The 12,619-nt window shown below is 62.5% G+C and carries 16 protein-coding genes; 14 read left to right on the top strand and 2 right to left on the bottom strand.

The window, feature by feature from the left end:
• The first annotated feature begins 2 nt into the window (after positions 1 to 2).
• Positions 3 to 392, top strand: a complete 390-nt coding sequence (locus tag ACQ4MS_RS13040) for a nuclear transport factor 2 family protein (RefSeq protein ID WP_431095036.1) — start codon at positions 3 to 5, stop codon at positions 390 to 392.
• 55 nt (positions 393 to 447) lie between these two features.
• Here the strand turns inward: ACQ4MS_RS13040 and ACQ4MS_RS13045 are convergent, their stop codons facing one another.
• A complete protein-coding gene (locus ACQ4MS_RS13045; protein WP_431095037.1) occupies positions 448 to 870 on the bottom strand; it encodes a universal stress protein in 423 nt (140 codons plus the stop codon).
• A gap of 36 nt (positions 871 to 906) precedes the next feature.
• Positions 907 to 1,350, bottom strand: coding sequence for a universal stress protein (locus ACQ4MS_RS13050; RefSeq protein ID WP_431095038.1), 444 nt, complete (start codon positions 1,348 to 1,350; stop codon positions 907 to 909).
• Positions 1,351 to 1,452: 102 nt separating this feature from the next.
• On the opposite strand from ACQ4MS_RS13050, the gene ACQ4MS_RS13055 reads away from it, so the two are divergent.
• The 13 genes from ACQ4MS_RS13055 to ACQ4MS_RS13115 all read left to right on the top strand — a co-directional run bounded on the left by ACQ4MS_RS13055 (position 1,453) and on the right by ACQ4MS_RS13115 (position 12,603).
• Positions 1,453 to 3,753: a heavy metal translocating P-type ATPase gene (locus ACQ4MS_RS13055; protein WP_431095039.1), complete on the top strand. Its 2,301-nt coding sequence runs from the start codon at positions 1,453 to 1,455 to the stop codon at positions 3,751 to 3,753.
• Between the two features lie 15 nt (positions 3,754 to 3,768).
• The gene (gene ccoS, locus ACQ4MS_RS13060) at positions 3,769 to 3,906 is read left to right on the top strand and encodes a cbb3-type cytochrome oxidase assembly protein CcoS (protein ID WP_431095040.1); all 138 of its coding nucleotides are present in this window, start codon (positions 3,769 to 3,771) and stop codon (positions 3,904 to 3,906) included.
• 65 nt (positions 3,907 to 3,971) lie between these two features.
• Complete coding sequence (gene ccoN, locus ACQ4MS_RS13065; RefSeq protein WP_431095041.1) at positions 3,972 to 5,405, top strand: cytochrome-c oxidase, cbb3-type subunit I; 1,434 nt, start codon at positions 3,972 to 3,974, stop codon at positions 5,403 to 5,405.
• Positions 5,406 to 5,423: 18 nt separating this feature from the next.
• Complete coding sequence (gene ccoO / locus ACQ4MS_RS13070) at positions 5,424 to 6,053, top strand: cytochrome-c oxidase, cbb3-type subunit II (RefSeq protein WP_431095042.1); 630 nt, start codon at positions 5,424 to 5,426, stop codon at positions 6,051 to 6,053.
• Positions 6,054 to 6,064: 11 nt separating this feature from the next.
• Positions 6,065 to 6,202: a cbb3-type cytochrome oxidase subunit 3 gene (locus ACQ4MS_RS13075; RefSeq protein WP_431095043.1), complete on the top strand. Its 138-nt coding sequence runs from the start codon at positions 6,065 to 6,067 to the stop codon at positions 6,200 to 6,202.
• A 60-nt stretch (positions 6,203 to 6,262) separates the two neighbouring features.
• Positions 6,263 to 7,180: a cytochrome-c oxidase, cbb3-type subunit III gene (gene ccoP / locus ACQ4MS_RS13080; RefSeq protein WP_431095044.1), complete on the top strand. Its 918-nt coding sequence runs from the start codon at positions 6,263 to 6,265 to the stop codon at positions 7,178 to 7,180.
• Positions 7,155 to 8,615: a cytochrome c oxidase accessory protein CcoG gene (gene ccoG, locus ACQ4MS_RS13085; protein WP_431099589.1), complete on the top strand. Its 1,461-nt coding sequence runs from the start codon at positions 7,155 to 7,157 to the stop codon at positions 8,613 to 8,615. The genes ccoP and ccoG overlap by 26 nt, the downstream gene beginning before the upstream one ends.
• Positions 8,616 to 8,625: 10 nt before the next feature.
• Positions 8,626 to 8,895, top strand: a complete 270-nt coding sequence (locus ACQ4MS_RS13090; RefSeq protein ID WP_431095045.1) for a nitrogen fixation protein FixH — start codon at positions 8,626 to 8,628, stop codon at positions 8,893 to 8,895.
• Between the two features lie 36 nt (positions 8,896 to 8,931).
• A complete protein-coding gene (locus ACQ4MS_RS13095; protein WP_431095046.1) occupies positions 8,932 to 9,183 on the top strand; it encodes a hypothetical protein in 252 nt (83 codons plus the stop codon).
• Between the two features lie 28 nt (positions 9,184 to 9,211).
• Positions 9,212 to 10,486, top strand: coding sequence for a PAS domain-containing sensor histidine kinase (locus ACQ4MS_RS13100; RefSeq protein ID WP_431095047.1), 1,275 nt, complete (start codon positions 9,212 to 9,214; stop codon positions 10,484 to 10,486).
• Complete coding sequence (locus tag ACQ4MS_RS13105) at positions 10,483 to 11,118, top strand: response regulator (protein WP_431095048.1); 636 nt, start codon at positions 10,483 to 10,485, stop codon at positions 11,116 to 11,118. Before ACQ4MS_RS13100 ends, ACQ4MS_RS13105 begins: the two co-directional genes overlap by 4 nt.
• Before the next feature lie 103 nt (positions 11,119 to 11,221).
• The gene (locus ACQ4MS_RS13110) at positions 11,222 to 12,055 is read left to right on the top strand and encodes a universal stress protein (protein WP_431095049.1); all 834 of its coding nucleotides are present in this window, start codon (positions 11,222 to 11,224) and stop codon (positions 12,053 to 12,055) included.
• A 128-nt stretch (positions 12,056 to 12,183) separates the two neighbouring features.
• Complete coding sequence (locus ACQ4MS_RS13115) at positions 12,184 to 12,603, top strand: response regulator (RefSeq protein WP_431095050.1); 420 nt, start codon at positions 12,184 to 12,186, stop codon at positions 12,601 to 12,603.
• The last annotated feature ends 16 nt before the right edge of the window (positions 12,604 to 12,619 follow it).

The following is a 12,619-nucleotide window of genomic DNA, read 5'->3' on the forward strand; positions in this document are numbered from 1 at the left end:
CCATGACGCCGAATCTCGACATCGTCCGTTCCCACTACGCGGCATCCGCCCAAGGAGACGTCGACGGGATGATGGCCCATGTCTCGCCCCAGGTACGCTGGACCGAAATGGCGGGCTTTCCCTGCGCGGGTACGTGGGTTGGGCCTCAAGCGGTGATTGATAACGTCTTTGTCGTGCTGGGCAAAGAGTGGATCGGCTATCGCTTTGAGTTGCAAAGCCTCATCGACGGTGGCGACCACATCGTTGGGGTGGGGACCTATCACGGCTCGTACCGTGCGACGGGAAAGGACATGCAGGCCCGCGTGTCCCACGTCTGGAAGTTACAGGAAGGCAAAATCGTGGCCTTCGAGCAGTTCACGGATACGCTGCTCGTTCATCAAGCGATGCGCTGAGCGGCGAAGGTCTACAAACGAAGACGCCCGAGGTAATGGAAGAAGGTGCGCCAAGCTACTGGACCAGCAGCACCGGCACGTCAATATCCGCCACCACGCGCTGGGCAACGCTGCCAAGCAAGGCGCGGCCGAACAGGCCATGGCCGTGGGTGCCCAGGACCAGCATGTGAACTTTTTCGCGCTTCGCCGCCTGAACGATTTGTGTGGCCGGCGTGCCGGCTACCCAGGAGGCCCGGTACTGCACCCCATGGCGCGTGAGGAAGCGCTCAATCGGCTGCAGCACTTTTTCGGCCTCTTCCTGGTGCCAGGCGCGCACGGCGGCGGCGCCCAGCATGGCCTTGACGCGGGGGGAAACGGCCATCTGCACATTGAGCACGATGAGTTCCGCGTCGGGCCCCATCAGCGTCTCGTGGGTGGCCAGGAAGGCCAGGGCCTTCTTGGTGAATTTGCTGCCGTCAACGGCCAGAAGGACTCTCATGCTGTTCTCCAAAAAAAGAAAGTGAACGGTGCGTGCTCAGCGCAGGACCAGGACGGGAATGCCGCTGTGCGTGAGCACTTGCTGGGTTTCGCTTCCGAGCAGGATGCGGGAAATCCCCTTGCGGCCGTGCGAGGCCATCACGATGAGGTCGCACTTGTTCTTCTTGGCCGCGGCCAGGATGGAGGCGGCGACGAGGTCGGATTTGGCGATCACCGCCTTGGCATTGACACCAGCGGTCTCTGCGAGTTTTTTTGCAGCGTCGGCGATGATCTGCCCCTTGTCCGACCAGTCTTTTTCGATGCGCCCGACGTCTTCCGATGACACGGAAGAGCCGCCTTCAAAGTAACCCAGGGGATAGCGCGGAACGACGTTGAGCGTCACCAGGCCGGCTCCCAGCGACGCCGCAAGGGCGATGGCCTCTTTGACCGCTTTTCTGGAAAGCGCGGAGCCGTCGGTGGCAACAAGAATGCGCTTGTACATGGTGTTCTCCTGTGTTGATGAGCCGCAGTCTAGGAGTGCGGTAAAGGCCCGGGATTGATCCATGTCAAGGGCGTAGCACTCTGTGCTGGCTACGCTTGTGTCATGCAAATCGCCACCGCACTGGATTCCCCTGCCAGTCTTCTGCCATCCGACGCCGGTCAGTCCACCGCATGGTGCGCGCTGGACGAGCCGGGCGAATGGGAAGGCTTTAGTCGGCCCGCTGCGGGCCGCGAGGGCTGGTGGGAGTCATGTTTGGCGCTTGAGGGTATGCATTGCGCGGCCTGTGCCCTCACGGTCGAGGAGGTTTTGCGCAAGCTGCCAGGTGTGGACACGGTTCAGGTCAACGGCGTTACCGCTACGGCACGGCTTCAATGGCATCCGCAGGCTACGAGGCCTTCTTTATGGATGGCAGCGCTACGCAAAGCCGGGTACGGCGCTTTGCCGGCGGGCGACTTGCTGTTGGCGGGCCACCGTATTCAGGCCCAGCGCGTGATGCTGTGGCGTTGGCTGGTGGCCGGCTTTTGCATGATGCAAGTCATGATGTATGCGGCACCGGCCTATCTGGCGCCGGCCGGTGAGATTACCCCCGATATCCAGGCGCTGCTGGGCTGGGCCTCCTGGGTGCTGACGCTGCCGGTGCTGCTGTTTTCCTGCTGGCCTTTTTTCTCGGCGGCGCTGCGCGACGTACGAAGCCTGCGTATCGGCATGGACGTTCCTGTAGCGCTGGGGGTGCTGATTGCCTTCGGCGCGAGCACGGCCGCGACCTTCGATCCAACCGGTCCCTGGAACGCGTATGCCTCGTATGACTCGGTGCCGATGTTCGTGTTTTTCCTGCTCTCGGGCCGCCTTTTGGAGCAGCGCCTGCGTGATCGCACCGCTGGCGCGCTGGAAGCACTCATGCGGCGGCTTCCGGACAGTGTGGAGCGTCAGGAGACAGACGGCAGTTTCCGCCCGGTGCCCGTGCGCCGCCTGGTTCCTGGCGACCTGATCCGCGTCCTGCCCGGCCAGGCGTTTCCCGCCGACGGAGCTGTGGAGGCCGGGGAAAGCCGCGTCGACCAGGCACTGCTGACCGGTGAATCCAAGCCCTTGCTGAGGCGGGTAAGCGAGAGTGTCGTTGCCGGGAGCCACAATCTCACAGCCGTGTTGCTCGTGCGTGTGCAGCGCGTCGGGCCGCAAACCCGCTATGCCGAAATTGTCGCCTTGATGGAGCAGGCCTCGATTGAAAAACCTGGCCTGGTGCAGCTGGTCGACCGCATCGCCAGCCCTTTCCTGCTGGCTGTGCTGGTCGCGAGCGTCGCCGCAGCCGTGTGGTGGTGGCCTTTCGGGCAGGCGCATGCGATGGCAGTCGCGATCTCGGTATTGATCGTGACTTGCCCCTGTGCCTTGTCGCTGGCAACGCCGGCGGCCATGCTTGCCAGTGCCGGTTCGCTGGCAAGGCGCGGTGTGCTGGTGCGCAAGCTGCAGGCGCTGGAAAGCTGCGCGGCCGTAGATACCGTGGTGTTCGACAAAACCGGCACGTTGACGGAGGACCGCATGCAAGTCGTCATGGCCCATCTGCCCGCCAATGTAAACCCGGGCCAGGTTTGTGAAATGGCGGGTGCGCTGGCCAGGCATTCGCTGCATCCGGTCTCCCGTGCCATCGCCGCGCGTTTCCCGGGGGCGGACTGGGTTGCCAGTGAGGTGGAGGAAATCGCGGGCCGCGGCCTGTGCGGCAAGGTCTCCAGGTTGGATGGGAGTGGTCGGCAATACCTTTATCTGGGCTCGGCCGTATTTTGCCGCGCGCCAATGCTGGAGCCCGGCATGCCGATTTTGCAAGCGCACTTGTCTGACGGCGAGCGCTACCTGGCGGGTTTCGAGCTTGACGAAGCGATGCGACCCGACGCGGCGCAGGCGGTGACGGCCTTGCTTGGGCTCGGTATTCGCGTACAGATTCTTTCGGGCGATACCGGCAGGGCCGTTGCACGTCTGGCGCGCCGCGCCGGCATTGAATGGCACTTTGGAGGATGCACGCCGGAGGTCAAGCTGGCGCATGTGCGCAGCCTTCAGCGCGAGGGACACCGCGTCATGATGGTGGGCGACGGCATGAATGACGGGCCGGTGCTGGCCGTTGCCGATGTCTCCGTGGCCATGGGGCAAGCCGTCCCGTTGGCCCAAGCCAAGGCGGATTTCATCATGACCGGCAGCCGGTTGCTCACCGTGGCAGCGCTACTGGCGCAAGCCCGTCGGACGAGGACGGTAGTCCGCCAGAACCTGCTGTGGGCGGCGATTTACAACGCGGCCTGCGTACCGCTGGCAATTTTTGGTTATATGCCGATCTGGCTGGCCGGCTTCGGCATGGCGGTGAGTTCGCTGTTGGTGGTCGCCAATTCCGCGAGGCTGGCGCGCGCTGTGCCTGACAACTGATGTGGACATTCTGATATGGACATTCTCTTCCTGCTGATCCCGCTGTCTGTCGTGCTGGCCTTACTCATCATTGGCGCGCTGGGCTGGGCGGTGTGGCGCGGGCAGTTTGAGGCGCTTGAGCAGGAAGCCGAGCGCATTCTTCACACTGATTGATCTGTATCAAATAGCGCGGAGGCCTCCGCGCCGACACTTTGAAGCATCAAGACAAAAGGTGCTTCATGAACCAAGAAACGACGCGAGGGATCGCCTATCACGACACGGTGGTTCGCCAGTTTTCACTGGCGGCCGTGCTCTGGGGCGTAGTCGGCATGCTGGTGGGCCTGTTCATCGCCGCCCAGCTGGCCTGGCCTGAACTGAATTTCGGTATTTCCTGGCTCAGCTATGGCCGTCTCCGGCCGCTGCATACCAATGCAGTCATCTTCGCCTTCGGCGGCTGCGCCTTGATCGGCAGTAGCTACTACGTGGTCCAGCGCACCAGCAGTGTGCCGCTGTTTGCGCCCAGGCTGGCGGCCTTTACCTTCTGGGGCTGGCAACTGGTCATTGTGGCGGCAGCGATCAGCCTGCCGCTGGGGTACACCACCGGCAAGGAGTACGCGGAGCTGGAATGGCCCATCGACATCCTGATCACCCTGGTCTGGGTGGCTTACGCCGTGGTGTTTTTCGGCACGCTGGGCGTGCGCAAGGTCAGGCACATCTATGTGGCCAACTGGTTTTATGGCGCTTTCATCCTGGCGGTCGCGGTGTTGCACGTGGTCAATAGCGCAGAAGTGCCGGCCGGCTGGATGAAATCCTATTCGGCCTACGCCGGTGTGCAGGATGCCATGGTGCAGTGGTGGTACGGCCATAACGCCGTCGGTTTTTTCCTGACTGCCGGGTTCCTGGGCATGATGTATTACTTCATCCCCAAGCAGGCCGAGCGGCCGGTTTACAGCTACCGCCTGTCCATCGTCCACTTCTGGGCGCTGATCTTCACCTATATGTGGGCAGGCCCACACCATCTGCACTACACGGCCTTGCCCGACTGGACGCAGTCGGTAGGTATGGTGTTCTCCCTGATCCTTCTCGCGCCGAGTTGGGGCGGAATGATCAACGGCGTCATGACCTTGTCGGGCGCCTGGCACAAGCTGCGCGATGACCCCATCCTGCGTTTCCTGATCGTGTCGCTGTCCTTCTATGGCATGAGCACTTTTGAGGGTCCTCTGATGTCCATCAAGACCGTCAACGCGCTGTCGCACTACACAGACTGGACCGTCGGCCACGTGCACTCGGGCGCACTCGGCTGGGTGGGGCTGATCTCCATGGGCACGCTGTATTACCTTATTCCGCGCCTGTTCGGGCAAAAACAGATGTATTCGGTGCGGGCCATCGAGGTGCATTTCTGGACCGCCACCGTAGGCATCGTGCTGTACATCGCGGCCATGTGGATCGCCGGCGTGATGCAGGGCCTGATGTGGCGCGCCATCAACACCGACGGAACCCTGACCTACACCTTCGTTGAATCGGTCAAGGCCACTTATCCCTTCTACGTGGTGCGCTTCTTCGGCGGGCTGTTGTACCTGGGCGGCATGGTGCTGATGGCCTGGAACGTGTGCATGACAGTCGCCAAGGGCCGCCCCGTCCGCGTGCCTGTACCGGTGCTGGTTCACGCCTAACAAGAGAAAGCAGATCCCATGAAAGACGACAACACAACGGCGGCCGGCTTCTCGCACGAGAAGATTGAGACGAACAACTTTTTGATGATCATCCTGATCCTGCTGGTGATCGCCGTAGGCGGCATGGTGGAGATCGTGCCGCTGTTCTTCCAGAAGTCGACCACCATGCCGCTGGAAGGCGTCAAACCCTACGGCGCGTTGCAGCTGGCCGGCCGCGACATCTACTTGCGCGAAGGTTGCTACAACTGCCATTCGCAGATGATCCGGCCATTCCGCGCGGAGACGCTGCGCTACGGCCACTACTCGGTGGCAGGCGAATTTGTGTATGACCATCCCTTCCAGTGGGGTAGCAAGCGCACCGGACCCGACCTGCACCGCGTGGGCGGCAAGTACACGGACGAATGGCACCGCATTCACCTGAACAACCCTCGCGACCTGGTTCCCGAATCCAATATGCCGGCCTACAGCTGGCTTGAGAAGAAGACGGTCAATCCCGCCGACATGGCGCCGCGCATGAAGGCGCTGCGTACTGTGGGCGTCCCCTACACCGACGCCGAAATCGCCGAGGCCGCGGCCGAGGTGAAGGGGAAAACGGAAATGGATGCCCTCGTGGCGTATCTGCAAGTGCTGGGCAAGGCCCTGAAATAAAGGAGAGCGCCATGGACGTCAACACGCTGCGCATCATCGCCACCCTGCTGTGCTTTGCCACTTTCACCTGCCTCATGGTGTGGGCCTATTCAAGGCGCAACCGCGCGCGCTTTGAAGAGGACGCAAAAATCCCCTTCCTTCAGGACTAGCGCCATGCCCGCCATCTCCACCGTTCCTTTCTTTAAACCACAACGCATCGGGTGCGGCATATGAGCGATTTCACCGAAAACTTCTGGTCCTGGTATGTGGCCGCGCTGACGTTGATCGGCATCATCGGCGCACTCGTGTTGTTGTGGGCCACGGCCCGAAAGAAAATGCCCGAACGCAGCGACAACACGACGGGCCACGTCTGGGATGAAGACCTGCGTGAGTCCAACAACCCGATGCCGCGCTGGTGGATGTGGCTGTTTGTATTCACGGTGATTTATTCGCTGCTTTATCTGGTTGCGTATCCGGGGCTGGGGGCTTACCCGGGGGAAATGGGCTGGAGCACGCGCGGCGAATACGACGCCGCGATGTCCAGCGCCGACAAGGAGCTGGCACCTTTGTATGCCGGCTTCACCGCCAAAAACGGCGAGCAGCTCGCGGGCGACGCCAATGCGATGGCGGTGGGCGAGCGTCTTTTCATGAATAACTGCGCCCAGTGCCACGGCTCGGATGCACGCGGCAGCAAAGGCTTTCCCAATCTCGCCGACACCGACTGGCTACACGGCGGCTCAGCCGACAAGATCAAGGAGACGCTGACCATGGGCCGCAAGGGCCAGATGCCGCCTATGGCCGCGGCGGTGGGTACGCCTGACGATGTCAAGAATGTGGCGCAGTACGTGCTGAGCCTTTCGGGTGGCCCGCACGATTCGGTGCGGGCCCAGCTCGGAAAATCGAAGTTCACGGCCTGTGCGGCCTGCCACGGCATGGACGGCAAGGGAAACGCCGCGATGGGCGCACCCAACTTGACCGACGACATCTGGCTTCACGGTTGGGGAGAGCGGGCCATCGTGGACATTGTCAACAAGGGAAAGACCAGCGAGATGCCAGCGCAGGCCGGCAAACTCACAGAAGCGCAGATTCATGTGTTGACGGCTTATACATGGGGGCTTTCCAATAAAGCCGCCGCCGCAAAGTTTTGAGACAGCGGTGACCCAGCCGGCCGTGCGCAAAATCATTCCCATCGTGCCGGCGGGCCAGCCGGCCGGGGAGTCCCTGTACGAGGCGCAGAAGAAGATCTACCCGCGCTCGGTCAGCGGGCTGTTCGCGCGTTGGCGCTGGGCCTTCGTGATCCTGACCCAGCTGTTTTTTTACGGCCTCCCGTGGCTGCAATGGGGCGAGCGCCAGGCTGTATTGTTTGACCTTGGCGCGCGGCGGTTCTACCTTTTCGGCTATGTGCTGTACCCGCAGGACTTCATCTACCTCACCGGCCTGCTGGTGGCCAGCGCCTTGTCGCTGTTCCTGTTCACGGCGGTGGCAGGCCGCTTGTGGTGCGGCTTTGCCTGCCCGCAGACGGTTTACACCGAAATCTTCCTCTGGATAGAGCGCAAGGTGGAAGGTGACCGCACCGCAAGACTGCGCCTGGACGGCGCGCCGTTCTCACTGGAAAAGCTGGTCAAAAAATGGTTCAAGCACATCCTCTGGATAGGGGTGGCAATGTGGACGGGTTTCACTTTTGTCGCCTACTTCGTGCCGGCCCGCGAGTTGTTCATGGAATTCCTGCAGACCAAAATGGGCGGTTGGGAAATCTTCTGGGTTTTGTTCTACGGCTTTGCTACCTACGGGAATGCCGGTTTCCTGCGTGAGCAGGTGTGCAAGTACATGTGTCCTTACGCACGCTTTCAGAGCGCGATGTTTGACAGGGACACGCTGATCGTGAGCTACGACCCTGTGCGTGGAGAGCCGCGCGGCGCCCGGTCGCGCCATGCCGATATCGGCGCGCTATCCCTGGGTGCCTGCGTGGACTGCACGCTCTGTGTGCAGGTTTGCCCGACCGGTATCGACATCCGGGAGGGGCTGCAATATGAGTGCATAGGCTGCGCTGCCTGTGTGGATGTGTGCGATGGTGTGATGGACAAGATGGGTTACGCACGCGGCCTGATCCGCTTCACCACCCAGAACGCTCTGGCCGGGAAGTGGAGCGCGCCGCGCATGCTCCGCCAGGTGCTGCGCCCACGTGTGCTGATCTACACAACCCTGCTGTGCGTGTTGTGCCTGGCACTGCTGTGGAGTCTCATGGCACGCATGCCGTTGAAAGTAGACGTCGTGCGAGACAGGGCGGCGCTCTCCCGCATCGTGGCCGGTGGACGACTCGAAAACGTTTACCGCCTGCAGGTCATGAATGCCACCGAGCAATCGCAGCGTTACAGCATTGCGGCTGACGGGCTGGAGGGCTTGATGGTCGCCTCCGAGGCCGAGGCGACCGTCGGCCCCACCGAGTCGCGCTGGGTTGCCGTGCGTCTGCAGATTCCCTATAGGTCGGCGCCTGCCGGTTCGCACGCCATCGTTTTCCGTGTCAGTGATGAAAGCGGGCGCGCCCACGTCGAAGAAAAATCCGTGTTTCTGGTTCCGCGATGAAAGGCTCTTCATGAATGCTTCTTCAATTTCAACCCAAGCGGCTCCGTGGTGGACGCATGGCCACGTCTGGCTGGTGATTTCGGGGCCAGCGATAGTGGTGGTGGCCAGCGTGGCAACGGTCTTTCTCGCCATCCGCTATCCCGATGCCGTGTTGGGAGGCCAGGAGCCCACGCGGATATTGCGGGCTGGTGTTTCGCCCCAGCCTGGGGACAGGGCGCTGGCTCCGGCCCTGGAAGGCCGCAATCACGCGGCGACGCCTGACAAGGTGCGGCGCCCCTGATCAGTGCCACACGCCCATTACAAAAAAGGAGGCCTCATGATCTCAGCCAACAAGATACTGGGCATTGCCTGGCCTGCTTTCCTGTCAGCTTGCCTGCTGGAATTGCTGCTGTTCGGGTTGTTCGATCCTGAGGAAATGCTGCGCTACGGGCAACCCGCAGGGTTGTCCCGGTTGGCCCTGCAGACGATCGCCTTTTTTGTGTTCTGGCTCGCCTGTGCTGCCTCCAGTGCTTTGACGGTGCTATTGATGGGGCCTGCGCCGGTTTCCGCGGAAAGGGCAGGGCGGTAAGATCGGGTTTCACTCCCGAAGCTGCCCCATGTCTCTTCTTTCCCAGGTCGGCAACGCTGTGCCAACGGGCCGGCGTTCGATGGCCATCGTGCTGGCCACGATGGCGACCTTGACATTGCTGGCCGCTGTCCATCTTGCATTGAGTACCCAGTCCCCGGTTGATCCGCAGCTTGTCGCGGTACTGGCCGCTGCGACCTGCGGTATTGCGTGGGTGCTGGCCGTGCGTGATGCGGCCAGGGAGTTGAAAGGCAAGCAAGCTCTTGAAGGTGCAGATGCCAGGCTCGCTGGCTTGCTCGATTCCGCCATGGACGCCATCATCACCGTGGACAGCGAGCAGAATGTGATCCTCTACAACAAGGCCGCTGAGAAGATTTTCGGCTGGCCCACACCTGAAATGCTGGGCCAACCTATCACGCGCCTGATTCCCCCGCGTCACCAGAGCAAGCACGGCGAGCAGGTCAGGCGTTTCGGCATGACTGGAACGACCTCGCGGCGCATGGGGGACGGCACGGTTCTGTATGGGCTAAGGTCCAGCGGGGAGGAGTTCCCGCTGGAAGCCTCGATCTCGCACCTGGATACTGCGCACGGCAAGCTTTTTACCGTCATCCTGCGCGACGTGACCGAGCGTGTGCGCGCCAGCGAGGAACTGAGCGCCTTCGCCTCAGCGGCCCACGCCATCCGTGAAAGCGAGAAGACACGGATCGCGCGCGAACTGCATGATGAACTCGCGCAGTCGCTGACAGCGATCAAGATGGACGCCACCTGGATCCGCGGAGCCATGCCTCGGGATGCGGATGCGGTTCGGGCCAAGCTCGACGAAATGCTGGGATTGCTGGACACGACCGTGGCCGCCACGCGCCGCATCGCCTCGGACTTGCGGCCGTTGCTGCTCGACGATCTGGGCCTGGTGCCGGCCGTCGAATGGCTGACGCACAATTTCAGCCAGCGTCACGGTGTGCCGTGCCGGCTGTCACTTGATGAGGAACTGGAACTCGGCGAACCCTATGCCACTGCGGTGTTTCGTATCGTCCAGGAGTCGCTGGTGAATGTGGCCAAGCATGCTGGTGCATCGCAAGTCGATGTGCGCATCGAAAGGACACCCGCGGCCGTGATCCTTGAGGTGGTAGATAACGGCTCGGGCTTTTCCCTGGATGCGCCGCGCAAGACTGGGTCGCTTGGTCTCATGGGCCTGCGCGAGCGAGCCAGGCTGTTGCAGGGGACGGTGGACATAGCCACCGCCCCGGACCGCGGCACCCATATCAAGGTCAGCATCCCGGTACCCGAAACAGGAGACATCGAGTGATCAAGATTGTGATGGCCGACGACCACGCCATCGTGCGCGAAGGGCTCAAGCGCATCGTGTCGTCCATTGAGGGCATGGAAGTCATAGGTGAGGCCGGCAATGGCACGGAAGTCATGCAGCGGGTGCGCGAACTGGCTTTCGATGTACTGGTGCTGGACCTCTCAATGCCGGGGCGCAGCGGCATGGAACTGATCAAACTGGTCCGTAACGAAAAACCGCAACTGCGTATCCTGGTCCTGAGCATGCATCAGGAACTGCAATATGCCGTACGCGCCATCAAGAACGGCGCCAGTGGCTACCTGACCAAGGAAAGCGCGCCGGCACAGCTGGAGCAGGCGATACGCAAGGTAGCTTCAGGCGGCGCTTTTATCAGCGCCGAGGTGGCTGAGCAACTGGCACTGGGCGCGATGCCAGGAAGCGAAGCAGTTCCGCACGAGAGCCTTTCCAACCGCGAATTCGAGGTGCTGCAACTGCTGGTGACCGGCGTTTCCATGACGGACATCGCCACCCGGCTGAACCTGTCGGTCAAGACCGTCAGCACCCACAAGACCAACCTCATGCAAAAAATGGGGCTGCAAAACCAGAGCGAACTGATCCGCTACGCGCTCAAGCACGGACTGGCGGAGCCTTGAGACTCTGAGCCTTCCTCGCAATTGCATGGTGTTGACCAGGGTCAATACGGACGGTGGGCATTTCCGTAGAGTCAGGGCATTGAAACTCTGAACCGGGGGTGCCATGGGCAATGAACTCAAACAACTGCTGGTCCATGCCGATGCCACGCCGCAATTCGCGCAACGCCTTGAATTTGCCTGCCGGCTTGCAGCCCTGCACGGCGCCGGCATCACGGCGCTCTATGCCTCGCCCTCGGCTTCCGAGGCGCTTCCCGTAGCTTCCGGCATGGGACCGGGTCTCGCTGTCAGGCGGGACAACACCCAGGACACCGAACTGGCGCGCGCGAAATCGGTGTTCGAGCAGCTCAGGCCCGCAGGGCAGCCGGCCGCCTGGGCTGAAATCCATTCATTCCCGCTGGCCCCGGCTTTTGCGGAGCAGGCGCTGTACGCGGACCTGCTGGTGCTGGGCCAGCACGGCCCGGGCGAAGGCTGGTCCACGCTGATGCCGGCGGATTTTCCGGAAACCGTGATCGCCTTGAGTGGCCGGCCCGCGCTGGTCCTTCCCTACACCTCGGCCAGACCCGGCTTGCCGGGCCGTGTGGTGATCGCATGGAAGCCCAGCCCAGGGGCTGCGCGCGCCGTGGCGGCGGCGCTGCCCCTGCTGCGCCAGGCCAGCGCGGTGCACATCCTGAGCTGGGGCGCGGACGCGGCGGCCACCGCCGGAGGCCCGAACATCGTTTCCCACCTGCAGGCCCATGGCGTCAAGGCCAGCTGGCAGCGGGAGGATGCGGAACCCGAAAAGCTCGGCGAACTGCTGCTCTCGCGCGCCTTCGACCTGCAGGCGGACCTGCTGGTGATGGGCTGCTACGGCCGTACCCGCGCGCATGAGTGGGTGCTGGGCGGAGTATCCCGGACCGTGCTCAAAAGCATGACGCTGCCGGTGCTGATGGCGCACTAGGCGTCTGGGACCCTAGGAAAATTCCGAGCCGGGCTAGGAGTGCCGGTGCCGGCAAACCAGCCGTATCCGAGCCGGCGTTTCAGCAAAAGCCGATGTGCCGAAAGCGCCGCCTGCGCGACAGTAGGGGCATGCAACACACCGCTTCACCCACCCGGGTCTTTCTGGCCGACGACTCCGCGTTGAGCCGCCGCCGCGTGGCCGAGATGCTCACGGCCCAGGGCATGGTGATCGCCGGCCAGGCCGATACGCCGGAAGCTGCGACCAGCAACATCCTGGAGAGCCGGCCCGACGTCGTGGTGCTCGACGTGCAATTCGTCAAGGGCACCGGCATGCAGGTGCTGCAGGCCGTGCACAAGGCCGCGCCGCACATCCCGTTCATCATCCTCAGCAACCATGCCGAGCCGGCCTATCGCGCGCGCTACCTGGCCGCGGGCGCCGCCTGCTTTCTCGACAAACACGCCGAGTTTTACCAGCTCGCCGGCCAGGTGAAAGCCGTGGCCGGGCTCACGCATTACCGGCCTGTTGGCCAATCCGTTTCTTTCTCTTGATTCCAAAAGGAGCCGT

It is taken from the genome of Polaromonas aquatica, from assembly GCF_050626995.1.
GTDB lineage: Bacteria > Pseudomonadota > Gammaproteobacteria > Burkholderiales > Burkholderiaceae_C > Polaromonas > Polaromonas aquatica_A.